21 protein-coding genes are annotated in these 25400 nt (G+C 47.7%); 18 read left to right on the forward strand and 3 right to left on the reverse strand.

Annotated features, from left to right (window positions below; genetic code table 11):
- Nucleotides 1-31: 31 nt before the first annotated feature.
- The 8 genes from FN001_RS03390 to FN001_RS03425 all read left to right on the forward strand — a co-directional run bounded on the left by FN001_RS03390 (nucleotide 32) and on the right by FN001_RS03425 (nucleotide 9374).
- Nucleotides 32-565 (forward strand): spore maturation protein, encoded by a 534-nt coding sequence (locus FN001_RS03390; RefSeq protein ID WP_118532174.1) that lies wholly within the window; start codon nucleotides 32-34, stop codon nucleotides 563-565.
- Between the two features lie 229 nt (nucleotides 566-794).
- Nucleotides 795-1256, forward strand: a complete 462-nt coding sequence (locus FN001_RS03395) for a MarR family winged helix-turn-helix transcriptional regulator (protein WP_346011198.1) — start codon at nucleotides 795-797, stop codon at nucleotides 1254-1256.
- A gap of 474 nt (nucleotides 1257-1730) precedes the next feature.
- The gene (locus FN001_RS03400) at nucleotides 1731-2675 is read left to right on the forward strand and encodes an ABC transporter permease (RefSeq protein ID WP_142410789.1); all 945 of its coding nucleotides are present in this window, start codon (nucleotides 1731-1733) and stop codon (nucleotides 2673-2675) included.
- 34 nt (nucleotides 2676-2709) lie between these two features.
- Nucleotides 2710-3633, forward strand: a complete 924-nt coding sequence (locus FN001_RS03405) for an ABC transporter permease (protein ID WP_486463471.1) — start codon at nucleotides 2710-2712, stop codon at nucleotides 3631-3633.
- Between the two features lie 69 nt (nucleotides 3634-3702).
- Nucleotides 3703-4695: an ABC transporter ATP-binding protein gene (locus tag FN001_RS03410; protein WP_142410790.1), complete on the forward strand. Its 993-nt coding sequence runs from the start codon at nucleotides 3703-3705 to the stop codon at nucleotides 4693-4695.
- A 1-nt stretch (nucleotide 4696) separates the two neighbouring features.
- Complete coding sequence (locus FN001_RS03415; protein WP_142410791.1) at nucleotides 4697-5689, forward strand: ABC transporter ATP-binding protein; 993 nt, start codon at nucleotides 4697-4699, stop codon at nucleotides 5687-5689.
- A gap of 174 nt (nucleotides 5690-5863) precedes the next feature.
- On the forward strand, nucleotides 5864-7498 hold the full coding sequence (locus FN001_RS03420; protein WP_142410792.1) for an ABC transporter substrate-binding protein: 1635 nt from the start codon (nucleotides 5864-5866) through the stop codon (nucleotides 7496-7498).
- A gap of 199 nt (nucleotides 7499-7697) precedes the next feature.
- Nucleotides 7698-9374 (forward strand): ABC transporter substrate-binding protein, encoded by a 1677-nt coding sequence (locus tag FN001_RS03425; protein ID WP_142410793.1) that lies wholly within the window; start codon nucleotides 7698-7700, stop codon nucleotides 9372-9374.
- A 134-nt stretch (nucleotides 9375-9508) separates the two neighbouring features.
- Here FN001_RS03425 and FN001_RS03430 read toward each other — a convergent pair whose 3' ends face one another.
- Nucleotides 9509-10030: a nitroreductase gene (locus FN001_RS03430; protein WP_142410794.1), complete on the reverse strand. Its 522-nt coding sequence runs from the start codon at nucleotides 10028-10030 to the stop codon at nucleotides 9509-9511.
- Nucleotides 10031-10262: 232 nt separating this feature from the next.
- Between FN001_RS03430 and FN001_RS03435 the strand changes: the two genes are divergently transcribed.
- The gene (locus FN001_RS03435; RefSeq protein WP_118298247.1) at nucleotides 10263-11639 is read left to right on the forward strand and encodes a sodium:solute symporter family protein; all 1377 of its coding nucleotides are present in this window, start codon (nucleotides 10263-10265) and stop codon (nucleotides 11637-11639) included.
- Nucleotides 11640-11724: 85 nt separating this feature from the next.
- Nucleotides 11725-13470, forward strand: coding sequence for a gamma-glutamyltransferase (gene ggt / locus FN001_RS03440; protein WP_142410795.1), 1746 nt, complete (start codon nucleotides 11725-11727; stop codon nucleotides 13468-13470).
- 114 nt (nucleotides 13471-13584) lie between these two features.
- Here the strand turns inward: ggt and FN001_RS03445 are convergent, their stop codons facing one another.
- Entirely contained in the window at nucleotides 13585-14307 is a 723-nt protein-coding gene (locus FN001_RS03445; RefSeq protein WP_142410796.1) for a cysteine hydrolase family protein, read from the reverse strand.
- A gap of 262 nt (nucleotides 14308-14569) precedes the next feature.
- Here FN001_RS03445 and FN001_RS03450 point away from each other — a divergent pair, with 262 nt between their 5' ends.
- The 6 genes from FN001_RS03450 to FN001_RS03475 all read left to right on the forward strand — a co-directional run bounded on the left by FN001_RS03450 (nucleotide 14570) and on the right by FN001_RS03475 (nucleotide 21176).
- A complete protein-coding gene (locus FN001_RS03450) occupies nucleotides 14570-15418 on the forward strand; it encodes a helix-turn-helix domain-containing protein (protein ID WP_142410797.1) in 849 nt (282 codons plus the stop codon).
- Nucleotides 15399-16169 (forward strand): DeoR/GlpR family DNA-binding transcription regulator, encoded by a 771-nt coding sequence (locus FN001_RS03455; protein ID WP_243121921.1) that lies wholly within the window; start codon nucleotides 15399-15401, stop codon nucleotides 16167-16169. The genes FN001_RS03450 and FN001_RS03455 overlap by 20 nt, the downstream gene beginning before the upstream one ends.
- Nucleotides 16170-16549: 380 nt before the next feature.
- The gene (gene glpK, locus FN001_RS03460; protein WP_142410798.1) at nucleotides 16550-18076 is read left to right on the forward strand and encodes a glycerol kinase GlpK; all 1527 of its coding nucleotides are present in this window, start codon (nucleotides 16550-16552) and stop codon (nucleotides 18074-18076) included.
- 22 nt (nucleotides 18077-18098) lie between these two features.
- A complete protein-coding gene (locus FN001_RS03465; RefSeq protein WP_142410799.1) occupies nucleotides 18099-19535 on the forward strand; it encodes an NAD(P)/FAD-dependent oxidoreductase in 1437 nt (478 codons plus the stop codon).
- Between the two features lie 11 nt (nucleotides 19536-19546).
- Nucleotides 19547-20803: an NAD(P)/FAD-dependent oxidoreductase gene (locus tag FN001_RS03470; protein WP_118532194.1), complete on the forward strand. Its 1257-nt coding sequence runs from the start codon at nucleotides 19547-19549 to the stop codon at nucleotides 20801-20803.
- Between the two features lie 16 nt (nucleotides 20804-20819).
- Nucleotides 20820-21176 carry a DUF1667 domain-containing protein gene (locus tag FN001_RS03475; protein WP_142410800.1) on the forward strand — a complete coding sequence of 119 codons (357 nt, stop codon included), beginning with the start codon at nucleotides 20820-20822 and terminating at the stop codon, nucleotides 21174-21176.
- Nucleotides 21177-21279: 103 nt separating this feature from the next.
- On the opposite strand, the gene FN001_RS03480 is transcribed toward FN001_RS03475, so the two are convergent.
- Nucleotides 21280-23160 (reverse strand): DUF885 domain-containing protein, encoded by a 1881-nt coding sequence (locus FN001_RS03480; protein ID WP_142410801.1) that lies wholly within the window; start codon nucleotides 23158-23160, stop codon nucleotides 21280-21282.
- A 206-nt stretch (nucleotides 23161-23366) separates the two neighbouring features.
- Between FN001_RS03480 and FN001_RS03485 the strand changes: the two genes are divergently transcribed.
- Together FN001_RS03485 and FN001_RS03490 are read left to right on the forward strand one after the other, a co-directional pair.
- On the forward strand, nucleotides 23367-24104 hold the full coding sequence (locus FN001_RS03485) for a gamma-glutamyl-gamma-aminobutyrate hydrolase family protein (protein WP_185911827.1): 738 nt from the start codon (nucleotides 23367-23369) through the stop codon (nucleotides 24102-24104).
- A gap of 63 nt (nucleotides 24105-24167) precedes the next feature.
- Complete coding sequence (locus tag FN001_RS03490) at nucleotides 24168-25397, forward strand: M20 metallopeptidase family protein (protein WP_185911828.1); 1230 nt, start codon at nucleotides 24168-24170, stop codon at nucleotides 25395-25397.
- The last annotated feature ends 3 nt before the right edge of the window (nucleotides 25398-25400 follow it).

Raw genomic sequence — 25400 nt, forward strand, 5'->3', positions numbered from 1 at the left:
AGGAGAAGATGTTGATCGGGCGGAAAGAAATATGGATATTCTGATCTTTCTTTCAGAGTTTATGGTACCGCTCACGGTATTTTATATCGTCGGTTCCGGAATCCTTGCAAAACGACCGGTGTTCGATGATTTTCTGGATGGCGCAAAGGAAGGAATGCACACTGTGGCGGATGTACTTCCGACTCTGATCGGACTGATGACAGCGGTGGGAGTTTTAAGAGCTTCGGGGATTCTTGAAGCAGTATCGGAACTTCTGAAGATTCCCGCCGCACTCTGCCATATCCCTGTTCCGGTAATCCCGATCATTCTGGTGAGGATCGTATCCAGCTCTGCAGCCGTTGGTCTGATCCTTGACATCTTTAAAGAATATGGGCCGGATTCTCTGGTCGGAAATATGGTTTCTATCATGATGGGGTGTACGGAGACAGTGTTTTATACCATGAGTGTGTATTTTATGTCTGCACATATCCGAAAGACACGCTGGACATTGCCTGGAGCTCTTGCTGCAACAGCGGCTGGGATCGCTGCAAGTATCTTTTTGACGGGGCAATTATTCCATACCTGATACAGCCGGGCCAGAATGCGAAGCATCGGCATAATCTTGTTACAGCCCGGCGGTGGGGCGTCCGTGTACTGTAATGTATTTTCACAGAAAAAGTGGAAAACCGGAGAAAATCGGTTGTGTCGTGAATTGGAATCGTTTATAATAAAAGCCGTAAAAAACAAAAGATCCGGGGCGTCAGGAAGATCGGATATTGCGGTTGGACAGCCCAGAGAGGAAGAGGATTCCACGGTTGGACGATTATAAAGTATTGAACGAGATCCTGGTGAGACTGTTCCGCAGTATCATGGACGTTGAGGAGAAGGCGATCATCACCCAGGAGTTCCAGGATATAACAAACAATGATATGCATGTGATCGAGGCCATCGGTATGGGAACACCGAAAAACATGTCATCGATCGCAAAAGAACTCTCTGTCACGGTGGGCACCCTGACGATCGCGATGAACAGCCTGGTAAAAAAAGGGTATGTGAAGAGGGAACGCGGGGAGGAAGACCGCAGGGTCGTATATATCTCGCTTTCGGATAAGGGAAAGAAAGCGTTTATCCACCATGCGAGATTCCATAAAGAAATGATCACCTCGATCCTGGATGAATTTGACGAGGATGAGAAAAAGATCCTGATCCGTGGACTCACGAAGTTGGACAACTGGTTTCGGGATAAGGAAGAGGAGAACAAAACAGGACGGGAATAAAATGCGCACTGCACGATCGCTGTTTCAGCGAGAAGTCAGGTGCGTATTTTTAATTTACGCGAACAACGAGCCAAAGTCCGCGCTTGCGCGAGACCTTGGCGACTGTCGTGATAGCAGAGAGAAAGCAATAAAAAAGTTGAATTAAAAAAGTAAAGTATATATAAATATAACTTAAAAATATTAAGCAAAGTTAATGAAAACAATATTTAATTAAAAACGATCAATCGTCACTCTGAACAAAATTTTTTTGGTCACTGTAAAAAACAACCAAATAAGCCGGCAAAATAGTCAGAATATATCTACAGAATCGTTAATTGACAAATTCAATTATGGACAGTAGAATAAAACGCAATTACAGGAGCAGAAAAAACAAAAAGAAAAAAGACAACTGTTGAGCATACAATGGCGTATCAAAAGACGCATTGTGTGCTTTTTTAATTGTTTTTTCTGGACAGCGAGAAGGGAGAGGACAATATGAGAAAATTCATTGTAGGACGGGTGCTTTCTATCATTCCGGTTCTGATCATTGTATCCGTCGTTATCTTTTCAGTGGTGCATCTGACCCCTGGCGATCCGGCAGCGTCCATTCTTGGTGATGAGGCTACGGTGGAAGATATCGCAGCTCTTCGGGCAAAGATGGGACTCGATAAACCGGTAGTAGAGCAATATTTTGTCTGGATCGGAAATATCTTCCACGGAGATTTCGGCATGAGTGTTGCCGGCAATGAGACGGTGGCCAGCATGATCTCCAGCCATTGGGAACCGACAATTTCCCTCACGATCTTTTCTACGATCGTCGCCCTCTGTCTTGCGATCCCGCTCGGGATCATAGCAGCCAGAAAAAAAGGGACAGCAGTCGATACCGCAGTTTCCGCCATTTCCCTTACCGGGATTTCTCTTCCGAGTTTTTTACTTGGTCTGTTTCTTATGATGATATTTGCCGTCAAGTTAAAATGGCTTCCGGTTTCCGGATATAAGACCATGTCAGATGGGTTTATCCCACATATCCGTTCACTGATCCTTCCCGGCGTTGCGTTGGGATTTATGCATTCCGCACTTTTAATGAGAATGACAAAGGCGTCCATGTTAGAGGTGCTGAACAGCGATTACATTAAGATGGCGAAAGCCAAAGGCGTCAGAGAGTTCTTCCTGATCGCAAAACACGCATTCCGGAATGCACTGATCCCGGTCATCACAACGATCGGTCAGAGCATTGTTGGAGCACTGGCAGGAGCCGCTGTTGTAGAGTACATGTTTGCGATCCCTGGTATGGGGCAGCTCATGGTAAACTCCATCGGCCGACGCGATTATTATGTGATCCAGGCGATCGTCCTGATCATCGCGTGCATCAACGTGTTCATCAACCTGATGGTCGATCTGTTATACGGACTTGCAGATCCGCGTGTAAGACTTGGATAGTGACCGGTATGATTTGAGATTGGGAGGAATCGATATGACAGCTATGACAAAGACAATGAGAATGGATACTCCGTTTACAAAAGAGATTGACGGCTCATTAAAAGAAGTAAGAGATCGTCTGCTGAAAGAACAGAGAGAACTCCAGTTACATAAATTCCTGAGAAATAAATTATCAGTAGTCGGATTTATCATTGTAGTTACAATGCTGACTCTGGCGATCCTGGCACCCGTCCTTGCACAGTGTGATCCGCTGGTGCTTGATATGAAAGTCCGGTTAAAGGGACCGAGCGCAGCTCACTGGTTCGGGACAGACAGCATGGGAAGAGATCTCTTCGCAAGAGTTCTTTACGGAGCGAGAATTTCCATGTTTGTAGGTTTTACCGTAGGCATCACATCCGGATTCCTCGGAATGATGCTCGGCTTATATGCGACAACTAACAAATATTTGGATAATATACTGATGCGCTTTTGTGACGGTCTTAAGGCTATCCCCTCTACTCTTCTTGCAATTACCCTTATGACCGTCCTTGGCGCAGACATCAAGAATGTCATTATTGCTCTCACAGTTGTAAACACGCCGAGTATGGCGCGTCTTGCAAGAGGTTCTGCTCTCGTCGCGAGAGAGCAGACCTATGTGGAAGCGATGAGATGTCTGGGAGCGAGCAGGACCAGGATCCTCTGGAACCACATCGCGCCAAACATTCTCTCCCCGATCATCGTCCAGATGACATTCGTATTCGCTTCTTCCATTATCACAGAAGCAGCACTCAGCTTTCTGGGCGCAGGTGTTCCGGCACCGGCACCGAGCTGGGGAAATATTTTAAATGAAGGCAAGAACGTTATCTATAATGCATGGTGGATGATCGTATTTCCTGGAACATTTACCGCACTTTCCGTCCTGGGATTAAATCTTCTGGGTGATGGAATCCGCGATGTTCTTGATCCGCTCAGCAAATAGCCATGATACGGGCGGCTGTCAGATATTTCCGACGGCCACAGATATGAAAAAATCCAGGAGGTGACGGTTATGCCGGAGAAAGAGAGAGAGAAGATCCTCGAGGTAGATGGGCTTTGTACAAAGTTCCACACAGAGCGGGGAGATTTAAAAGCAATAGACGGTGTTTCCTTTTGTGTATACAAAGGTGAGATCCTTGGGATCGTTGGAGAGTCCGGATGTGGAAAAAGCGTTACTTCCCAGTCGATCATGAGACTTTATGATGAAAAACGGGTGGCATCTTATTCAGGAACTGTGAAATTGGAAGGAGAAAACCTGTTTGACCTTCCGGAGAAAGAGATGCAGAAAGTCCGGGGCGAGAAGATCTCCATGGTGTTCCAGGATGCATTAAGTTCGTTAAACCCTGTATTTACCGTGGGATCCCAGATCATGGAGGCACTTTTGATCCACCAGAAGATATCGAAAAAGGAAGCGGTGGAAAAATCTATCGAAATGCTCCGTCTGGTAGGCATCCCGGAGCCGGAAAAACGGTTCGCCCAGTATCCACACCAGTTATCCGGCGGCATGAGACAGCGTGTCATGATCGCCATCGCATTAGCCTGTCATCCAAGACTCCTGATCGCAGATGAGCCGACAACGGCACTGGATGTCACGATCCAGGCACAGGTCATGGATCTGATCGTGGATCTGAACCACAAGCTGGACATGGGAGTCATGCTGATCACTCACGATCTTGCGGTGGTTGCGGAGGTATGTCAGAGAGTGATCGTCATGTATCTCGGCCAGGTCGTTGAGGAAGCGGATGTCGATTCGATCTTCGATCATCCGCAGCACCCGTACACACAGGGACTGATCCGCTCCATTCCGCAGATCGACGGAGACAAGGGAGAACGTCTTTATCAGATCGATGGCATGGTGCCGCTGCTCAATCAGATCCCGGAAGGCTGCCGGTTCGCGCCGAGATGTCCGTATGCAACGGATAGATGCCGGAAAGAGATGCCGGAACTCCGGGAAGTAAGCGCGACCCAGAAAGTAAGATGCCATATGGCTGGAATGGGGGCTTAGTATGGACGAGAGAAAAGTTGTTTTAAAAGGAACTGGGATCAAACAGTATTTCCCGGTAAAAGGAAACAGCGGCAGCATGAAAAAAGTAGTAAAAGCTGTCGATGGTGTTGATATTTCCATATATGAAGGAGAAGTTTACGGTCTGGTCGGTGAGACCGGCTGCGGAAAGAGTACTCTGGGACGGACGCTGATCCGTCTGCTGGATCCGACGGAAGGAACCGTGGAGGTCATGGGACATGACATCACAAAATTAAACGACAAGGAATTAATCCCATACCGCAGAGAAGTACAGATGGTTTTTCAGGATCCGTTCACATCCTTAAACCCAAGAAAAAGAGTCGGGGACACCTTGATGGAGGTTCTCGAAATCCATAAAATAGGTAAGAACAAGGAAGAGCGCATGGAACTTGCGATGAATATGCTTCACAAAGTCGGACTCAGACCGGAACATTTTTACCGCTTTCCACATGAGTTTTCCGGCGGCCAGAGACAGAGAATCGGAATTGCGAGAGCATTGATCCTGGATCCGAAGCTGATCGTCTGTGATGAGCCGGTATCCGCGCTTGACGTTTCCATTCAGGCGCAGATCGTAAACCTGATGCAGGATCTCAGAGAGGAAGAGGGAATTTCTTATCTCTTTATCGCCCATGATATCAGCATTGTCCGTTATATTTCCGACAGGATCGGAGTCATGTATCTCGGACATCTGATGGAGGAAGCGGAGACAAATGAGCTGTTTTCAAACCCGCTTCACCCGTACACACAGGCGCTGCTTTCAGCAGTACCTCATGCAAATCCGCATATTTCGAAAGAGCGGATCCAGCTGAAAGGCGAGCTCCCGTCGCCGATCGATCCGCCGTCAGGCTGTGTTTTCCACACCAGATGCCCGTACGCGACGGAGCTTTGTTCCAGAAAGGTGCCGAAAATGCAGGAAATCACACCGAGACATCGGGCGGCATGTCTTCTTCACGAAAAGGAAAGTGAAGAGGAATAGAATTTCGGGAAACCTATGAGCATGGTTTCAAAGGATCTCTGCCTGCAGGACACACAACAGGGAAGACACGATAAGACAGACAGCAGGTCCTCTTACGAGATATCGGAGAGGAAAGACATCATGCCGGGCAGGATCCTGTGAAATAGATTCGTAAGATTCGAGGAGGAGAAGATTATGAGAAAAAAGAGTGCAAAGATAACAGCAGCAGTTCTGGCAGCAGCAGCAGTCCTCAGCGCTTGCAGCGGTTCCGGAAGTTCTGAAACAACAGCAGCGGCAGGAGGAAGCGACACTTCAGCAGCAGAATCGACAGCAGCAGCGGCTGCAGACGCGAATGCGACATACAAGGAAGAATTACATATCGCGGTTGCTCAGCAGGCGCCATCCCTGGATCTTCATAAAAACTCCAGCCTGATTGCCCGTCAGATGATGGATGAAACCGTCTGGGAGAAGTTAGTCACTCTGAATTCCAAGGCAGAGGCAGTTCCGGAGCTCTGTGAGTCCTACGATGTCAGTGAGGATGCGAAGACGATCACCTTTACGTTAAGAAAGGGAGTCAAGTTCCATGATGGAAGTGAGATGACAGCGGATGATGTGGTTGCATCCATGAACCGTTGGATCGAAGGCTTCAGTTCCGCAAAGAGTACCGTCGGAGATGCAAGATTTGAAAAAGTAGATGATTATACCGTAAAGATCGCTGCGGATCATTCCATTCTTCTTTTACCGTCCATGATCGCAGGTGCGGCACAGCCGGCCTCCATCACGACAGCGGCAGCATGCGAGAAGGAAGATTCCAACGGTTTTATGACCGATTACATTGGAACCGGTCCGTATAAGTTCTCCGAATGGGTTCAGGACCAGTATGTAAAACTTGAAAAATTTGATGACTATGTACCGTATGGAACAGAGGGAGAGCCGATGGACGGCTGGGCCGGTTATAAGGCAGCTCCGACAAAGATTCTGGAGTTTGATATTGTACCGGAGGAGACGACACGTGTTGCCGGTCTTGAAACAGGACAGTATGATGTTATCTATAACTTACAGCATGATGATGTTCCGCGTGTTGAGGGAATGGACAATGTCACTGTAAAATCTGCTCAGCAGGGTACTGTGGCACTTGTATTTAACCACAAGAAGGGCGTTGCCTCCAACCAGTATTTCCGTACAGCAGTCAATACATGTCTGGATATGGATGAGATCCTCACAGCAGTCTATGGAGAGGGCGGATATGACCTTGGCTCCTGTTACATGGATGAGGCACAGGAATTCTGGAATACAGATGCCGGATCTGAAAACTATAACATCAAGGATCCGGAGAAGGCAAAACAGATCTTACAGGAAAATGGATATAATGGAGAAACATTCACGATTCTTTGCTCAAATCTGAATAATATGAACTATATCGGAGTGGCGATGGAGCAGGAGTTAGAGGCAATCGGAATTCCGACCGAGCTGACGATCGTTGACTGGGCAACGCTTACTGATTACCGAAAGGATCCGGATAAGTTTGATCTTTATATCACATCCTTCGCACAGGTACCGGTTCCGTCCTTAAAACTTTACTTTGGACCGAATTATCCGGGCTGGTCCGATGATGCGACACTGGCAGAAAAGTTTGCGGCAATGAACAGCGCGACGACTCTCGATGATGCAAAGGCAGCGTGGGAAGACTTACAGGCATACTCCTGGGAGTACCTGCCGCTCATCAATGCCGGACATTATATCGCAAACTATGCATGGAACTCTGATGTTGAAGGATTAAATGATTACAGCGGTCTGTATTTCTGGAACGCGGGAATTAAGGAAAAATAAAGGGATTCAAGGAGGAGTACCTCGGAACAGTTACCGAGACTCCTCCATTTTATTTACGCGAACAACGAGCCAAAGTCCGCGCATGCGCGAGACCTTGGCGACTGTCGCAATAACAAGGGGAAAATCGCGAAGCGTGTTTTCACTTGTTCAGACGGGTATGAGTAAGTAAGCGACCAGACATCATGAGGAGGACAACGATATGAAAAGAAAAACGATCAAATATATCGCTGCCGCTATGGCGGCGAGTATGGCATTGACCGCGTGTGGAGGTTCAACAACTTCGTCCGACAGCGGGACAACAACAGCTGCTGCGGAATCCGCATCTAACGGAAGCACAGGAGCGGAGACAACAACTGCAGCTTCCGGAACGGACAGCGCGACGATCTCTGTCGCGGATCCGAACGCATCCTATAAGGATACCTTAAATATTGCAGTTGCACAGCAGGCACCGTCTCTGGATCTTCATAAAAACTCAAGCCTGATCGCCCGTCAGATGATGGACGGAACATGCTGGGAAAAGCTTGTAACCTTAAACGCAAATGGTGAGGCAGTTCCAGAGCTTTGCGAGTCCTATGAGGTCAGCGAGGACGCGAAAACGATCACATTTGCCTTGAGAAAAGGCGTGAAGTTCCACGATGGCAGTGAAATGACCGCGGACGATGTTGTGGCATCCATGAACCGTTGGATCAATGCGTTCAGCACGGCTTCAGCGATGGTTGGTGACGCGAGATTTGAAAAGGTAGATGATTACACCGTAAAGATTGCGGCAGATAAGCCGATCCTGCTCTTCCCCTGTGTGATCGCGGGCGCGGCGCAGCCGGCCTCGATCACGACTGCTGAGGCATGCGAGAAGGAAGACAGCAACGGCTTCATGACAGAATACATTGGAACGGGACCATATAAATTCGTGGAATGGCCGCAGGATCAGTATGTAAAGCTGGAGCGCTTTGATGATTATGTGCCGTATAGAACGGAAGGAGAACCGATGGATGGCTGGTCCGGCTATAAAGCGGCACCGTCGAAAACGATCATTTTCTGGATCGTTCCGGAATCAAACACAAGAAATGCGGGACTGGAGTCCGGTCAGTACGATGTTATTTATAACCTTCCGTCGGACGATGTGGAGCGGATCTCCGATCTTGACGGTGTCACCGTTTATTCTACACAGCAGGGAACCATTGCGCCGATCATTAACCACAAAGAAGGCCTGTGCGCGAACAAATGGTTCCGTCAGGCAGTCAGTTATGCCCTTGACTATGAGGAGGTCATGGCAGCTACATACGGAACAAACGGTTATGTGACCGGCTCCTGTTATATGGATGAGGCACAGCCATTCTGGTATACAGATGCCGGTTCAGAGGAATACAACGTCCATGATCCTGAAAAGGCAAAGGAGATTCTGAAGGAAAACGGATATGACGGAACTCCGCTGAAGCTGACAGCGGCTACTTTAAATAAGATGGATTACATGGCAGTCGCAATGCAGGCAGAACTTGAGGAGGTCGGCATTCCGGTAGAATTAAATATCGTCGACTGGCCGACACTTCAGGCACAGAGCACAGACCCGACTGCCTATGACATGTATATCTGCACATTTTCACAGGTACCGATTCCGTCCTTAAAGCTTTACTTTGGACCGAATTACGCAGGTTGGAACGATGATGAAACCCTGCAGAGTCTTTTAAATGACATGAATACCTCCACAAACATGGATGACGCGAAGGCGGCTTGGGAGAAAGTTCAGGAGTATTCCTGGGATTATCTGGCAGTCATCAATTTTGGCCATTATATTGCGAATTATGCATGGAATGATCATGTGAAAGGCTTAAATAATTACAGCGGACTCTACTTCTGGAATGCGGGGTACGTAGAGTAGATCAGCACAAAGATCCGGATAAAAATACCTGGCAGAGATGGATTACTTCACTCTGAACAGGTATTTTTGTGTCTGTAACTGGATGTGTATAAAGACTGGCGCCGCGGTGAACAGCGGCGCCGGAAAGTTTTTGATTATTCGATATAGGCAACTTTTCCGATCCGCTCTTTCGGCTGAATCACAGTATTCGGATCAGGATAGCCTAAAGCAGCCATCCCATAGACTACATGATCGGCCGGAACACCAAAATCATTTAAGATGTCACGGATCGCCGGAGTATCGCAGATATTCTGGAGCTGGTTGATCCAGACAGAGCCGACTCCGTAGGAATTGGCAGCTAAAAAGATATTTTCGAGAGCGCAGGCATCATCTTCTTTTCCCCAGTTACTGTCGCGCAGATTGGACGGTATGATGATGGCAGCCGGGCAGTACAGATCATATCCCGGGCGGTTTAATGTGGTTTTGATCGCCTCAGCCAGACGTTTGATGGCATTCTTATTTGTCACTACCGTAAATTTCCAGGTCTGTTTTCCCATGCCGCTCGGCGCGTGGAGAGCAGCCTGTACCAGATCGTCTAGAATCTCTCTGGAGATTGGAGTGTCGGTGAATTTACGGATGCTTCTTCTTGTAAGGATATTGTTCATGACTTCGTTCATTGAGATGTTCCTCCTGTCAAAATCAGAATGTAAAAAGTTTCGGGAAACATATACCGATTTATTTTATCATATTAGTCGTCAAAACTCCAGAGACCTTAAGAGGAAATTGAAAGAAAAAATAGAAATAATAAACAAAATTAAATATCAATTCCGATTTTTCCTATCACATTTTCACTACTGGTGATATCATATGCCCATAATAATAAATTTCCAAAAAGAAAGGGGTAATTGTATGTTAATTGCTACATGGATCGTGACTTTTATTCTGATCATTGCTGTCGGAATCTATGCAGGAACAAAAATCGCACATGCAAATCAGTGGTCCGGCAGTGACCGGTCAATGAGTGCATTTGCGGTTGGCGCGATGTTAGGTGCATGGCAGATCGGAGGCATGAGCGTTGTTGGTGCCGCACAGAATGGTTATACGATGGGTATCGCGGGATGCTGGTACTCGATCGCAAGCGGCGTCTACATCCTTTTCTTAGGACTTCTGGCTGGTCCGCTTCGTAAAAACTTAAAGACAGAGGCGCTTCCGGATTATCTGGAATCCCGCTTCTCGCCGGGCGTTGCAAGACTTCAGTCCTACGTATGGATCATTTTCGGAATCATCTATATTCCGATCCAGTTAAAGACGATCTCATCGATCATCCAGATCGTTCTTCCGGGATTAAATACCGGTCTTGCGATGTTTATCGGTGTTACGATCGCAGCAATCTATACTGGATTCGCAGGAATGAAAGGTTCTGCAGCAATCGGTCGTGTCGTTTGTATCGCAACATATGTACTTCTTATTTTCTTTGTGGGAACACACATTGGAGATTTCGGCGGATATTCCGGACTGATCGCATCACTTCCGGAAGGTTATGACAAGTTAAGCGCAATGCCGACCCAGCAGATCATCGCGTGGGCAGTCGGCGGTCTCTTAAGCTCTGTAGTTCTTCAGTCCGCTCTTCAGCCGATGTTAGCGGCGAAAGACGACAAGACAGCATGCGCAGGCTGCATCATCGGTTATATTCTTGCAGCTCCGATCTGTATCCTGACAGCAATCGTTGGTATGATGGCGCGCGCAGCAAATGACGGTCTCGGTGACGGCGCAACAGCATTCGCATGGGCAATCCGTGATATGAACACACCGGTCATGGCAGGTATCATCTTTGCAGTCTGCACGATGATCATTGCTGCGACAATGGCTACCATGATGATGGCAACCGGTACGATTCTTACCAATATCTACAAGAAACAGATCAACAAGAATGCGGATGACCATCAGATCCTCAAGGTTTCCCGTTTCGGAACGATCGCGGTTGCGTATGTTTCTCTGTTAGTTGGTTTCTTCATTCCGTCCGCACAGATGACAAATATGTTCTTAACACTTACGTACTGTGTAACTTCTCCGTTCAGCTATTCCGTAGTTGTAGGACTTTTCTGGAAGAGAGTGAACGCGAAAGCATCGTTCGCAAGCGTTATCGCAGGTATCGTAACCGCGATTGCATGGGTAGTGCTTGGATTAAACGGAACATTAAACGTTGTATATCCGACGATCGTTGTCAGCTATGTCGTTGGTATTATTGTTACACTGGCAACTTCTCCTGCTGAAAAGACAGCATAACAGAAACTTGGAAGATATGAGCTGCGTTTTACAGAAAGAAGATCTGTAAAACGCAGCGAAATGACAGAAAAAGGAGGATTTTGATATGCCGAACAGACCTTATCTTGGAAGGACCGTTGATGATACGATCGCGATGTATAAACCGCATGTATCGGGAACAGAAGGCGCGGTCAGCTCGAACAGCCCATATGCGACACAGGCTGGTCTTGAGATCATGAAACAGGGCGGAAATGCCTTTGATGCAGCAGTTGCAGTGTCTCTTGTTCTCGGCGTTGTGGAACCGTACCATTGTGGAATTGGCGGCGGATGCTTCCATACATTCTATGATAAAAATACAAATGAGTTCTACTGCGTGGATGCCCGGGGAATTGCTCCGAAGAATGCATACCAGGATATGATGCTGGATGAGAACGGTGATGTAGATCTGAACCTTACCGAATATTCCGGAAGATCTGTATCGGTACCGTCGTTCTATCGCGCAATGGATAATCTGCTGAAGAAACACGGCACGATGACATGGGAACAGGTTTCAGCGCCTGCGATCAAGCTTTGCCGTGATGGCTTTGCATGCGGCTTCGCGTACGCCAGGATCACGGATACCCCGGAGGCAGAGCACAATAAAGCAGAATATGAAGGTTTTGAGGAGCTTTATCTGAATCATGGAAAGCCGCGTCAGTTTGGTGAGATCATTAAAAATCCGGACCTGGCAGACACCATGGAAGGCGTTGCGAAGAATGGTGTGGACTGGTTCTATAATGGACCGATCGCAGACGAGATGGTAGAGCATATCAACAAAAATAAAGGACTCTTCTGCAAGGAAGATCTCATAAACTGCAAGCCGAAGGAACGGATCCCGGTTCGCGGAAATTATCGTGGATATGATATCATCTCCATGGCACCGCCGTCTTCAGGCGGAACCCATATCATCCAGATGTTAAATATTCTGGAAAACTTCGATTTAAAAGGAATGGGATTCCATTCTGCTGACAGTACTCATGTAATTGCAGAGACCATGAAGATGATGTTTGCTGATCGATCCGTGGCAATGGGTGATCCGGACTTCGTTGACGTAAAGGTTGATAAACTGCTCTCGAAAGAGTATGCGAAAGAGCTGGCTGCAAAGATCGATATGGATCATGCAAAAGAATATGCCCCAACGGACGGGATCGAGGCAAAAGAGTACCGCGGCTGCACATCTAACTTTACGGTAATGGATAAATATGGAAATGTGATCTCCCAGACACAGACGATCCGTAACTGGTGGGGATCGGGCGTTGTGATCCCGGGAAGAGGATTCATTATGAACAACGCAATGGCAGACTTCAGTGCAAAAGCAGGTGTCCGTACCACACAGGGACTGGCATATGGAATGGCAAATGCGATCCGTCCAGGAAAAACTCCGTTATCCAGTATGTCCCCAACAATCGTCATGAAAGAAGGAAAACCGGTATTATCCGTTGGCGCAGCTGGTGGTCCGCGTATCATTACAAGTACCCTGCAGCTCATTATCAACAACCTGGATTACGGCATGATGATGGATTCTGCAGTAAAACATCCGCATATGTGCTGTCTGACATTAAATCAGGGACTTGAGCTTGAGGAAGGTTTCTCACCGGATACGATCAAGCTTCTGGCGGCAAAAGGACATATCATCAAGAATACTACCGATTTTGGAGAACTTCTCGTTATGCCGAATGGTATCCGTAATATTGATGGTACTTTCTTCCCAGGAGGAACAAGCCGCGTTGACGGCGGCGGCGGTGCACTGACGGCGTCCGGAACGATGGCGATCGATGGTCTGTGCTTTATTGATGAGAAATTAACGAAATAAGAAAAAGAAGACCAGAAAATTTTATTTCAGGTAAAAAACACCGGCAAACTGGAGGAAATCTCCAGTTGCCGGTGCTATGTTGTGTTATGCAGAGAAGCGGAACAGATGAATGGATCAGTCGATAGCTGGCGTTCCTTGTGCTGCAGCTTCTTCGATCAGCTGGATCGTCTCATCCGTGCTCAGAACAGTACAGTAAATGACGTTCATGATTCGTAATTCGGCTTCATGGAGCTCCTGGGTAGCGGCTGCACAGGAATCTTCCGGACAAATCACACGGAAGCCCTGATCAGCGAGAACGCGGATCGTGGAGGCCACACACTGGTCGGTCACGACACCGGTGACGATCACGGTATCGATCCCCATATTGTGGAGGATCTGGGTGTAGTTTGTTCCAAGGCTGACGCTGTCTGTGGTCTTATTTACAACGATCTCGTCTTCGAGAGGGGTAAGCTCATCGACCATTTTTGCACTGTCGTCGCCTACATAGACGTAAATATCGTTCCAGCCAACGGTGCTCTGGACACGGGAACGGTCAGAGCCGTCTTTTTTCAGACTCGCGATCCGCCCGTAGGTTACTTCAACTCCGTTTTTCCGGCAGCAATCCAGAAGGCGTTTGTTATTCGGGATGACCACCTTTTCTACGTGATCGTAAAACCATTCCCATTCATCCCACTCTCCGGCTTCCTTACACTGCAGTGCATCGTAGCCGTCTTTTGAGATGAAATGTTTCTGCATATCCACGATCAGGAGAGCTGTTTTTTTCAGATCCAGATGGATATCCGGGACTTCTTTCATGTTGCGGTAATAAAACGAGAGAAATTTTTCATTTGTTTTCATTGGCATGTATCTCCTGTCTATATCTTATGGAAAAAATTATAGCAGAAAGAAAAGAGCCGGGCAACTGAAATTGAATGCAAATAAATGTGGAGTTTTGTGTGATATTAGAAAAAACACAATAATTTCGTAAAAAGGACAAAAAACTAAGACTGAATTTTGTTTATTACGCTAATATACAATAAAAAGAATTTTGTGTTAAATTATTAAATGAGAGAAAGGATCCATCCGCAGTCGTTTGAAATTAAAGAAGGAGGGACGTGCCATGACGCAATCAGAAATTTTGAAAGCGACTGATCGCTTTTTTACAAAACAGCCCTTTTGGGATATCACACGAAAACGCACAGACACGTATCTCCGGATCGAAGATGAGATCGTACGGATCATTCGCTACGGAATGAACGAAGGAACGGAAGGACTGGACTGTATTCCAGGTGTTGGACAGGTCGGGATCATGTTTTCCGTGCAGGAAAAAGAAGCAAAAGCATACCTTTACGGGGTGCTTCCGGAGAAGAAGATCCTGCCGCAGTATGGGATCAAAGAAAGTGCACAGCTGCAGTTCTCACCGGCGAGTTTCTCAAAACTGACCGGACTTCCGTCGGCAGATATTCCGGCTGAAGGACTTCTGCTTACCGATGTATTTCCCTGGGCAGTTCCGTTTATAGAAGAAGTAAATTCTGTGGACAATGGACAGGAACACTGCGAGGTGATCTCAAAATTCCTGCAGGAATGTGTCCGAAAAAAATCCGATATTCGTGAAACAGATAAGGAGCTGGCCAGTTCGATCGTAAATTACCTGATGAAATACAGAAAAGTTATCCGAATGAAGGAACTGGAACAGGAGTATGGATTCTGTGCAAGGACGATCCAGAAGGCAGTTGTCAGCAATGTGGGAGTCACACCGAAACAGCTGAATCTTCAGATCTGCCTTCAGAATGCGATTCAGACGATCGCGGAAAAGCCGGATCTGTCATTGACAGATCTTACCTACCAGATGCAGTTTTATGATCAGTCGCACTTCGGGAGTGTGTTCCGCCGTATGACGGGAGTGTGCCCGGGACAATATCAGAAGTGGCTGCAGACGGAGAAGGAAGGTGAGAAATGTGCTGTATGACAGACGGGAAAAGATCATAGCCCTTTTGAATCGTGACGGAATGGTAAAGGCCAATGAGCTGGTGGAGCAATATGGTGTGTCCATGGAGACGATCCGAAGAGATCTGGAATATCTGGAGAAACGAGGACTTGTCGACCGTGTATATGGAGGAGCGATCTTAAGAAAAAAACGCGGAGTGGAACCGAAGATCGAGAAACGCCAGCTGGAGCACTATGAAGAAAAAAAGGCGATTGGTCAGAGAGCCGTTGATCTTGTAGAGGATGGAGAAGTGATCGCGGTCGATCTTGGAACGACGACGCGGGAATTTGCGCGTGCTCTGGTTGGAAAAAAGAGACGCCTCACTGTGATCACAAATTCGATCCCGATCGCACTGGATCTATCAGTGGATGAAAATATCCGGGTGATCATGGTCGGCGGAGAAGTGCGCAAGAATGAACTCTCCGTATCCGGAAACATTGCAGATGAAAATATGCGCTATTTCCAGACGGACAAGATTTTTCTCGGAGTCGGCGGATTGACGGAAAAATTTGGAATCACAGATTACCATGTGGAGGAAACTCCATTTCGCAGGATCGGGGTCAGCCGGACGCAGAAGGTGATCGCACTTGCGGATCACAGTAAATTTGGAGTGACGGCGATGAATCAGGTGTGCAGCCTGGAACAGATCGATGCGCTCGTGACGGATCGGCAGGCGGATAAAAATCTGATCGGGAGACTGAAGGCAAAGGGAATGAAAGTGTATCTGGCGTGAAAGAACAAAATATGTTGGATTTCAGAAAAAAGGCAAAGGGGACTGAGCAGCCATGGTGGGCTGTGGAAGTCCCTTTTTCCATATTTCTGAGAGGCATGATCAGATACAGAAGGATTTGCCGGACAGGTGGATTTACGGAATCAGCCGGAAGGAAAAGACAGAGAAAGCGGAAGAAGACACTGGAAAGTTACGATTATGTGCGATTGTATAAAAATCACAAATTTCATGTGCAAAATAGCACAAACACACGAGTGATTTTTATAAAAATCATGAATATAATTCTCTAAATCTGTGTGATATAGTAAATACAATAAAAAAACAGAAAATGATTCTGCGTATCAGGAAGGAAGTGAGGGGAACCGTTGAGCAGGAAATACTTTATGGGAGTTGATCAGGGAACGACCGGGACAACGGTACTCCTGCTGGATGAAGACTGGAATCTGACCGCTTCGTCACATAAAGAACATAAACAATATTATCCGCAGCCGGGCTGGGTGGAACACGATCCGAAAGAAATCCTGGCGCAGATAAAGGAGGCGGCAGAAGAGGTGATGGAAAAAGCCCATGTGACAGCTGAACAGGTCGAATGCATGGGAATCGACAATCAGGGAGAGACGGTTGTCGTCTGGGATAAAGTGACAGGCGAACCGCTTTATCCGGCAATCGTCTGGCAGGATCGAAGGACTGCAACATGGATCGAAGAGCTGGAAGAAGATATCCGGTATATGATCCGCCAGAAGACAGGACTTCATGCAGATGCGTATTTTGGCGCGACAAAGATCAAATGGATCCTTGACAATGTGGAAGGCGCGAAGGAAGCTGCGATGGAAGGAAGACTGTTGGCAGGACCGACCGATTCCTGGTTTATCTGGAATCTCACTGACCGAAAAGTCTTTGCTACCGATTATTCGACGGCATCAAGGACCGCACTTTTCAATATCCATACGAATGAATGGGATCACGAATTGCTGGAGCTTTTGGAAATTCCGAAGAGCATTCTTCCGGAGATCCGAAACAGCACAGAAAAATATGGATATGCCACACTGCGGGGGTGTGACGGAAAAGAAGGAAAGATCCTGATTTCCGGAAATATGGTGGACCAGCAGGCGGCCCTGTTTGGACAGGCCTGTCTGAGCGAGGGAATGGTCAAAACGACATATGGAACCGGATGCTTCATGCTGATGAACACAGGAAAAACACCGGTTTATTCCAATACAGGACTTCTTACATGCGTCGGCTGGAAAATGCATGGAAAAGACATGGTATTCGCTCTGGACGGAGGAATCTATGTTGCAGGTTCCGTCATCACATGGATGAAGGACAAGATGCATCTTATTTCCGATGCGAAGGAGACGGGAGAACTCGCGGAATCGGTTCCGGATACAGCCGGTGTCTGTTTTGTACCGGCGCTCACCGGACTTGCAGCGCCGTACTGGGATCCATACGCGAGAGGAATGCTGATCGGGATCACACCAGGAACTGAGCGGGCTCATGTGGTCCGGGCTGCCCTGGAGAGCATCGCTTATCAGGTAAGAGATATTCTTGATCTGATGGAGATGGATTCCGGCATCAGGATCCGTGCGATGCGTGTGGACGGCGGAATTACAGCAAATGAATTTCTGATGCAGTTTCAGGCGGATATTCTTGGAATTCCGGTGGATGTGCCGGAAATCTCCGAGACAACTGCACTGGGAGTTGCCTATATGGCAGCGTATGGATCTGGATTATTTAAAGACCTTGATGAGATCGAGGCGAACTGGAAGCTCAAAAAACGTTATTATCCGAAAATGAGTGAAAAAGAGCGGGAGAAAAAGATGCGGATGTGGCATCGGGCAGTCGCCAGAGCGAAGGAATGGGTCGAGGAAGAAGAGACAGATGGACCGGAACTGACCGGAGAATTTGATTGAATAAAGGTGAAGGAGAGGAAATATGAAAACAGATGTGGTAATTATTGGTGCAGGTGCAGTCGGATGTGCGATCGCCCGCGAGTTATCCAGATATCAGCTGGATGTAACCGTAGTAGAGAAAAATGAAGATGTTGGCGGCGATGCATCAAAGTCCAACAGCGCGATCATCCATACCGGATACGATGCGTCACCGGGAACACTGGAATCCCAGCTTGTTGTAGCGGCAAACCCGATGTATGATCAGCTCACCAGGGATCTTGATATCCCGTTTAAGAGAGTCGGAGCGATCCTTCCGGCGATCACGGAAGAACAGTACGAAAAACTCCCGGAGATCAAGCACAAAGCATTTATGAACCGTGTTTACGATGTTCAGTATAAGACAGCGGAAGAACTTCTTGAGATGGAGCCGAACCTGAATCCGGAGGTCAAAGGCGGACTCTATATTCCGAGAGAGAGTATCATCGATCCGTTTATCCTTGTGCAGGCTCTGGCAGAAAATGCAAATGCAAATGGTGTTCATTTCCTTTTAAATACAAAAGTGACCGATATCAAGGTAAAAGATGGAGCTGTAAGTGAGGTTGTAACGACAGGTGAGACGATCGAGACAAAATATGTCATCAACGCAGCGGCTCTCTACTGCGATGAGATCGCTGCAATGGTAGGAAAGGCTGATTACAAAGTCGTTGCAAGAAGAGGCCAGTTCTATATTCTTGATAAGAACACAAGCTGTAAGGTAAATGAGATCGTACTTCCGATCCCGACCAAGATCACAAAAGGAAAATTAATGTGTCCGACCATTCATGGAAATATGTTAGTGGGACCGACTGCTGAGGATCTTGATAATAAGACGGATAAGTCTGTGACAAAAGAAGGTCTCGACAGCATCTTAAAGGATGTAAAGAACCTGATCCCGAACGTCAGTGTCCGCGACAGCATCACCCAGTACAGCGGTTTGCGCCCGAACAGAAATCCGGAAGGACTTCATGTTGATACATATGACGACTTAAAGGGTTATATCAACCTGTCAGGCGTTCGCTCCACAGGTCTTACACTCTCCGTAGCGATGGGTGTATATGTTGCGGATGTTATGAGAGAGATGGGCGCTCCGATGGTATTTAAGGAGAACTTTATTTCTACGAGAAAAGGAATCGTCCGTTTCCATGAGTTGAGCCGCGAGGAGCAGGATGAGATCGTAAAAGAAAATCCGGCATACGGAAGAGTTATCTGCCGCTGCGAGACGATTACAGAGGGTGAGATTCTGGATGCGATCCACAGACCGCTCGGTGCGAGAAGCGTGGACGCTGTAAAACGCCGTGTAAGAGCGGGAATGGGACGCTGTCAGGGTGGTTTCTGCGGACCGAAGGTCATCGAGATTTTAGCAAGAGAACTGGGTATTCCGGTTGAAGAAGTTAATAAAAACAATGCGGGTTCCTATATGGTTGCCGGGAAAACGAGATAGGGGAGGATGCTATGTACGAGATTCAGACTGATGTGGTAATTGTAGGAGGAGGTCCGGCAGGCTTATCTGCCGCTGTGGCAGCAAAAAAAGAAGGGGCGGAGAAAGTTCTGATCATCGAGAGAGATGAGAAACTCGGTGGAATCTTACAGCAGTGTATCCATCCGGGATTCGGACTTACTTATTTCCATAAAGAGCTGACAGGTCCGGAGTATGCGGGACATTTCAAAGAAGAGGCGCTGGCACTTGGTGCGGAAGTATTATTAAATTCCATGGTGCTTGAGGTTATTCCGGAAGAGAGCGCAGTGATCTGTGTAAACTCCGAATACGGAATGACAAAGGTAAAAGCCGGAAGCATCGTTCTTGCGATGGGATGCCGTGAGAGAACACGTGCGGGCATCATGATCCCGGGAACAAGACCGGCAGGCGTTTACACAGCAGGTGCTGCACAGCGTCTTGTTAACCGCCAGAACGCTGTAGTTGGAAAGAATATCGTGATCCTCGGTTCCGGTGATATCGGAATGATCATGGCGAGAAGAATGACACTGGAAGGTGCCCATGTCATCGCTGTTGTGGAGCTGATGGACTTCCTTGCAGGTTTGACGAGAAATAAAGTTCAGTGCCTGGATGATTTTGGAATTCCGTTAAAACTTTCTCATACGGTGACAAGAATTGTCGGAAACGAGAGAGTAGAGGGAGTTTATATCGCACAGGTTGATAAGGATAAAAAACCGATCCCGGAAACAGAAGAGTTTATTCCGTGTGACACGCTGCTTCTGTCAGTTGGTCTGATCCCGGAGAATGAACTGAGCCGCGGCGCTGATGTGAAGATCTCCCGTATCACAAATGGACCGGAAGTAAACCAGTATATGCAGACATCCTGGGATAACGTATTTGCATGTGGAAATGTTGTTCATGTAAACGATCTTGTTGACAATGTAACCGTTGAGAGTATGAATGCAGGTGCATCTGCAGCCCGTTATGCGATGCACAAACTCCCGGAGGCAAACCGCGAGGTTCCGTCTGTGACAGGTGAAAATGTCCGCTATCTCTGCCCGCAGCGTGTAAAGATCGGTGAAGAAAATGAGACCGTCCGTCTGTTCTTCCGTGTCCTTCATCCGGAACTGGATGTTGTGATCCGTGTAAAGAGCGGAGATAAGGTACTCTCTGAGAAGAAGGCGAAGCGTGTAAATCCTGGTGAGATGTGCCATGTAGAAGTAAAAACAGCTGAAATCACCGGAGATGACGTAACGGTAGAAGTAGTGAAATAGGAAGGATGGAGACAAGATGGAGAAAGAGATTATCTGTACTGTCTGCCCGATGGGATGTCATATCACTGTAACAGGCGAAGGCGACCGGGTGGATTCGATCACTGGATATACATGTAAGCGTGGAGAGGAGTACGGGAAGCAGGAATTTGCACATCCGGTAAGGATTCTCACAAGCACCGTAAAGTTAGAGGGTGCAGCTCAGCCGCTTCTTCCGGTCCGTTCTGAAAAGCCGATTCCGAAGGAACTGCTCGCGGATTGCATGAAAGTATTAAAAGCGGTGGATGTAAAAGCGCCGGTGAAGAGATATGATGTGATCGTTGAGAATATCTGTGGCTGCGGTGTAAATATTGTGGCATCCGACAGTGTGGGTTGAGAAAAATTTTATAGGGAAAAGTGAGACGGCTGTACCGGAGAACAGGGAAAGTTCTCCGGGCAGCCATTTTTTTGTAATAGGAAATTCCAAGGCACATTCTAATTTAGAATTGTTGGAGCCATAATGTAAAGTATTTCCGTGTCACCGAAAACGGCACAGGACCGAGATCGAGAAGGAACTTATGGAATTCCTTCGCGGAAAACCGGTTCCCCAGCTTTTTTTCTGCTTCCTCCCGCATCTCCAGAATCTCCACATACCCGCCGGCATACTCCAGATAATTTGTGGGATTGTCGATCATGGTCTGCCAGAGTTCCTCCACCAGCGCGTCATCCGCGTCAAAGCAGGTGCGGACAAAGGCGGCAGCCCGGTCTTTTGACCAGCCGTCATAATTGATCCCGATATCTAAAAGTGAGTGAAAACAGAGAGAAAAGGACCGCATGGCGGCCTGATAAGCGCTGTTTTCTTCAGAAAGACCATTATCATAGAAGTAGGACAGCTGTTCTACATAAGTTGCCCATCCTTCATTTGCCCCGGAACAGGTGAGCAGGGCCGCCAGAGGATTGTGTGTGTGTTCCCGGAAATAGACGGTCTGGTAGAGATGACCGGGAAAGCCCTCATGGGCGAGTGTTGGGTACAGTTCGTCTTTTGCGCTGGTGCTACCATTGTTGATATAAATCACATTCCGGGTGGGATCGTCAAGGGGTGCAGTAAGATAAAACGCCGGACTTAACGTAGATTCCAGTTGTGTGGGAACGTACCGGATCTCATATTTTTTTGAGGCTTCGGAAAGAACCGGGAAATCTCCGGACATCTGTGTCTGCAGATCAGCCAGAATCGCAGGTGGATCGGTAAGGCGAAAGGAGAGATCAGGATCTGTCTTTTTCGAGAGTGAAGAAATCGTTTCCAGATCTTTCTGCATCCGATCATATAGAGATGTCTTTAACTCTTCTATATTATAAGAAAGCCCGGGACCGGATCGTAGAAGATATTCATAATATCGTCTGCCATTCCGGAATCCGCAGAGCCCACCTTCATTGATACCGCGTCCCTTTAACCCGGAAAGCCCATCGATTAAATGACGGTAAGCGGGAAAAAACGAGTTCTTTATGACCTCAAGATGGCGGGAGCGGAAATCATTTTTCTGTTGTTCCGACAGGGAAATATCTGTGGAAAGAGAATTTAACCGTGTCTCAAAGGTTTCCGTGAGAAAATTGTTCACCGGATCCATGAGATAACTCTGACAGGATTCCAGGATCCGTTCAATCGAGGCGTCAGATGGTCCGAGCCCAGCAGCCGCTTTCTGTTCTTCAAAGAAGAGGATATCCCCATAATAGGAATCAAGCTGGGAGAGCAGAGCAAGATAATCCTCCACATCCTGAAGCGAGTGAAAGGAATACTCCGTCAGCAGGATCGGAAGCTGTGCCTGAATCCCGATGGTGGGAGCGAGAGGTTGATCATAAAGTTCTAAACCTTCCGCCATCAGACCGGTCTCAATTCTCTCAGAAAGGGAGTCATAGAGGATCTGCTGGTCATCGGACAGCATATGGGGATCAAACTCGGAGAGCTTTTCCTTCAGGTCATGAATCTCACGGCTGTTTTTTATGAGCTCCGACAGACGGTATGTACCGAGAGCAGCATCTTCAGCATCAATTCCATAATTTTCCGGGTGCAGAAGCGTATAGTGAAGATCCAGAGTGTTGGAAGATGCCATCTCCTTCCGAAACAGTTTCGTGCAGAAGGCATCAAAATCTGCCTGAAGCTTTGGCTCCTCTCCGGAATGACCGGATTGGGTAGAGGAAAGAGCGTCAGAAGAATAAAATTCCCCGGTCTCTTTTAGAAAATCAGAAGAAATCCGTTCATTTCCGCAGGCAGTGAGTGTGAATACCAGAAAAACGACTAAGGACCACGGAAATAACCGTTCGGCATATCTGCGCATTTGCAGCACTGCCTGTAAGAAAATATTGGAAAACCGACAAAAATGCATAGGTGGCAACCTCCTATAGAGAAGCAGGAAGATCTGAGTCGCAGAGAGCTATCTGATCCAATATATGAAGGAACGCGGTGATACAGAACACAGGAAAACATCGGGTTACCCCACGTTTTTTTGAAAATTGGAAAAAACAGGTACTTGACATACGGTTAAGGCGAAAAAGTAGAATGGGATTCATAAAATCAAAGGAGGAGAGATGGATGAGACAGATACTGATAGGAATTACCTGTAATTATCTTGCGGAAGTGCCGGATGCTTTTCATGCCGGGATCGGGGCAAAGGAACAGGCATGGCAGTTGATCGCTCAGGATTATCTGGATGCAGTCTGGAAAGCCGGGGGAATACCGGTGCTGATCCCAATCGATAAAGAGGCAGATCGGGCATGCGGGATTCTGAACACCATAGACGGACTGATCATCAGCGGTGGAAATGACGTGAGTCCGTCTCTTTATGGGGAGCGGGTGACATGCTGTGGAAGTCTGGATCCGGAGCGGGACAGATATGAGATGGAACTCTTAAAGAAAGCACTGGAGATGGATCTTCCGATTCTTGGTGTATGCCGGGGAATCCAGATCATGAATGTATTCTTCGGCGGCACACTTCATCAGGATGTAGTGACAGACGGACTTTACCCCCACAGCATTCTGACAAACAGGAGAAATGTCCCGGTCCACAGTGTGGTGGTAGAAGAAGATACGCTGTTAGGTTCGATCCTTGGATCCGGAAAGCACTGGGTAAACTCTCTGCATCATCAGGCTGTGAAAGATCTGGCACCGGCACTCGTGGCTTCTGCAAAGACGGAGGAAGGAATCGCAGAGGGTGTGGAATTACCGGGAAAGAAATTTGTGGCGGCGGTTCAATGGCATCCGGAAATGATGTATGACGATGACACACAGCAGGGAATCTTCCGGGCTTTCTTAAAGGCCTGTGAGAAATGACATAAAGGCTGCGGCACTGGCGGCTGCGGAATGATATGAATGCATCTGGAAGGAGGAAGTTTTATGTATGAGCAGGAGATTATGGAAATGAAGGATTCTGTGACGGCGATGTTTGAAGACCTGCACCGCCACCCGGAACGCGGGTTCAATGAGATCCGTACATCCGGCATCATCGCAGAATATCTGAAAAAGTGTGGTTTATCTGTCACGGAACACGTTGCGATGACAGGCGTGGTTGGGATCCTGGATTCCGGCAGACCGGGAAAAACGCTTATGATCCGCGCGGATATGGACTGTCTGGCAATCAAAGAACTGGCGGACTGCAGCTACAGATCCGAGTATGAAGGAAATATGCATGCCTGTGGGCATGACGGGCATGTGACGATGCTCTTGGGAGCGACAGCGGTACTTGCAAAACATAAAGAGGCTTTCTCCGGGAAAATTAAATTTGTTTTCCAGCCGGCAGAAGAAGAAACGCCGGAGTTCATGAAAGAAGAAGTACAGGCGGCTGGATATGATGGCGCGGGAGGAGCAGCGTTCATGATTCAGGAAGGCGTTATGGAAGATGTGGACGCGTGCCTGGTGATGCATGTACAGCCATCTGTACCAACCGGAAAAGTTTTTGTCTCAAAAAAGAATGCCTGCGCGTCCAGTGATGTGTTTAAAATCACGATTCAGGGACATGGGGGACACGGTGCAAGACCTCAAGAGGCGGTGGATCCGGTTCCGGCGGCAGGGGAACTGATCAGTGCGATTCATATGCTTCCGACAAGAGAAGTGAGTGCATTGGAGACCTGTGTATTCTCCATTGGAAAACTTGAGACACCTGGATCTGTATGGAACGCGGTTGCGGACAAAGTCATTTTAGAGGGCGGATACCGGACATTTAGCCAGAAGGTTCGGGAACACCTGACAAAGCGGGTGGAAGAACTGGCGGATTCCATTGCGAAGGCGAACCGGTGTACCTTAAAATATGAACACACGGAAGGTTATCAGCCGTGCATCAACGATGTGAAATTTACGGAGAAGACCGTGGAAGTTTTATCAGAACTTCTCGGCGCGGAAAATGTGATCGACACAGAGGAACCGGCGATGACGAGTGAGGATTGCGGCGCCTACCTTGCGAAGGTTCCGGGAACATTCTTCTGGCTGGGAGTTGGTGACGGCGGGAATTCTCCTGCGCTTCACAATCCATATTTCCATCTTAACCCGGAGGCACTTCTCATCGGGATCCGGGTACATGTGAATAATGCGGTAAAGATGCTTGAATATTTAAATACGGAAGGAGTGTAAGCG

Origin of the sequence: Clostridium sp. Marseille-P7770 (genome assembly GCF_902143525.1) — a bacterium.
Lineage (GTDB): Bacteria > Bacillota > Clostridia > Lachnospirales > Lachnospiraceae > Pilosibacter.

Bases quoted from the DNA above. Each gene is read 5' to 3' on its own strand.
- FN001_RS03420 (WP_142410792.1), top strand. From the start codon at position 5,864: ATGAGAAAAAAGAGTGCAAAGATAACAGCAGCAGTTCTGGCAGCAGCA.
- FN001_RS03415 (WP_142410791.1), top strand. From the start codon at position 4,697: ATGGACGAGAGAAAAGTTGTTTTAAAAGGAACTGGGATCAAACAGTAT.
- FN001_RS03485 (WP_185911827.1), top strand. From the start codon at position 23,367: ATGAGACAGATACTGATAGGAATTACCTGTAATTATCTTGCGGAAGTG.
- FN001_RS03390 (WP_118532174.1), top strand. From the start codon at position 32: ATGGATATTCTGATCTTTCTTTCAGAGTTTATGGTACCGCTCACGGTA.
- FN001_RS03470 (WP_118532194.1), top strand. From the start codon at position 19,547: ATGTACGAGATTCAGACTGATGTGGTAATTGTAGGAGGAGGTCCGGCA.
- FN001_RS03400 (WP_142410789.1), top strand. From the start codon at position 1,731: ATGAGAAAATTCATTGTAGGACGGGTGCTTTCTATCATTCCGGTTCTG.
- glpK (WP_142410798.1), top strand. From the start codon at position 16,550: ATGGGAGTTGATCAGGGAACGACCGGGACAACGGTACTCCTGCTGGAT.
- FN001_RS03450 (WP_142410797.1), top strand. From the start codon at position 14,570: ATGACGCAATCAGAAATTTTGAAAGCGACTGATCGCTTTTTTACAAAA.
- FN001_RS03475 (WP_142410800.1), top strand. From the start codon at position 20,820: ATGGAGAAAGAGATTATCTGTACTGTCTGCCCGATGGGATGTCATATC.
- ggt (WP_142410795.1), top strand. From the start codon at position 11,725: ATGCCGAACAGACCTTATCTTGGAAGGACCGTTGATGATACGATCGCG.
- FN001_RS03435 (WP_118298247.1), top strand. From the start codon at position 10,263: ATGTTAATTGCTACATGGATCGTGACTTTTATTCTGATCATTGCTGTC.
- FN001_RS03410 (WP_142410790.1), top strand. From the start codon at position 3,703: ATGCCGGAGAAAGAGAGAGAGAAGATCCTCGAGGTAGATGGGCTTTGT.
- FN001_RS03490 (WP_185911828.1), top strand. From the start codon at position 24,168: ATGTATGAGCAGGAGATTATGGAAATGAAGGATTCTGTGACGGCGATG.
- FN001_RS03480 (WP_142410801.1), bottom strand. From the start codon at position 23,160: ATGCATTTTTGTCGGTTTTCCAATATTTTCTTACAGGCAGTGCTGCAA.
- FN001_RS03425 (WP_142410793.1), top strand. From the start codon at position 7,698: ATGAAAAGAAAAACGATCAAATATATCGCTGCCGCTATGGCGGCGAGT.
- FN001_RS03405 (WP_486463471.1), top strand. From the start codon at position 2,710: ATGACAGCTATGACAAAGACAATGAGAATGGATACTCCGTTTACAAAA.
- FN001_RS03465 (WP_142410799.1), top strand. From the start codon at position 18,099: ATGAAAACAGATGTGGTAATTATTGGTGCAGGTGCAGTCGGATGTGCG.
- FN001_RS03445 (WP_142410796.1), bottom strand. From the start codon at position 14,307: ATGAAAACAAATGAAAAATTTCTCTCGTTTTATTACCGCAACATGAAA.
- FN001_RS03430 (WP_142410794.1), bottom strand. From the start codon at position 10,030: ATGAACGAAGTCATGAACAATATCCTTACAAGAAGAAGCATCCGTAAA.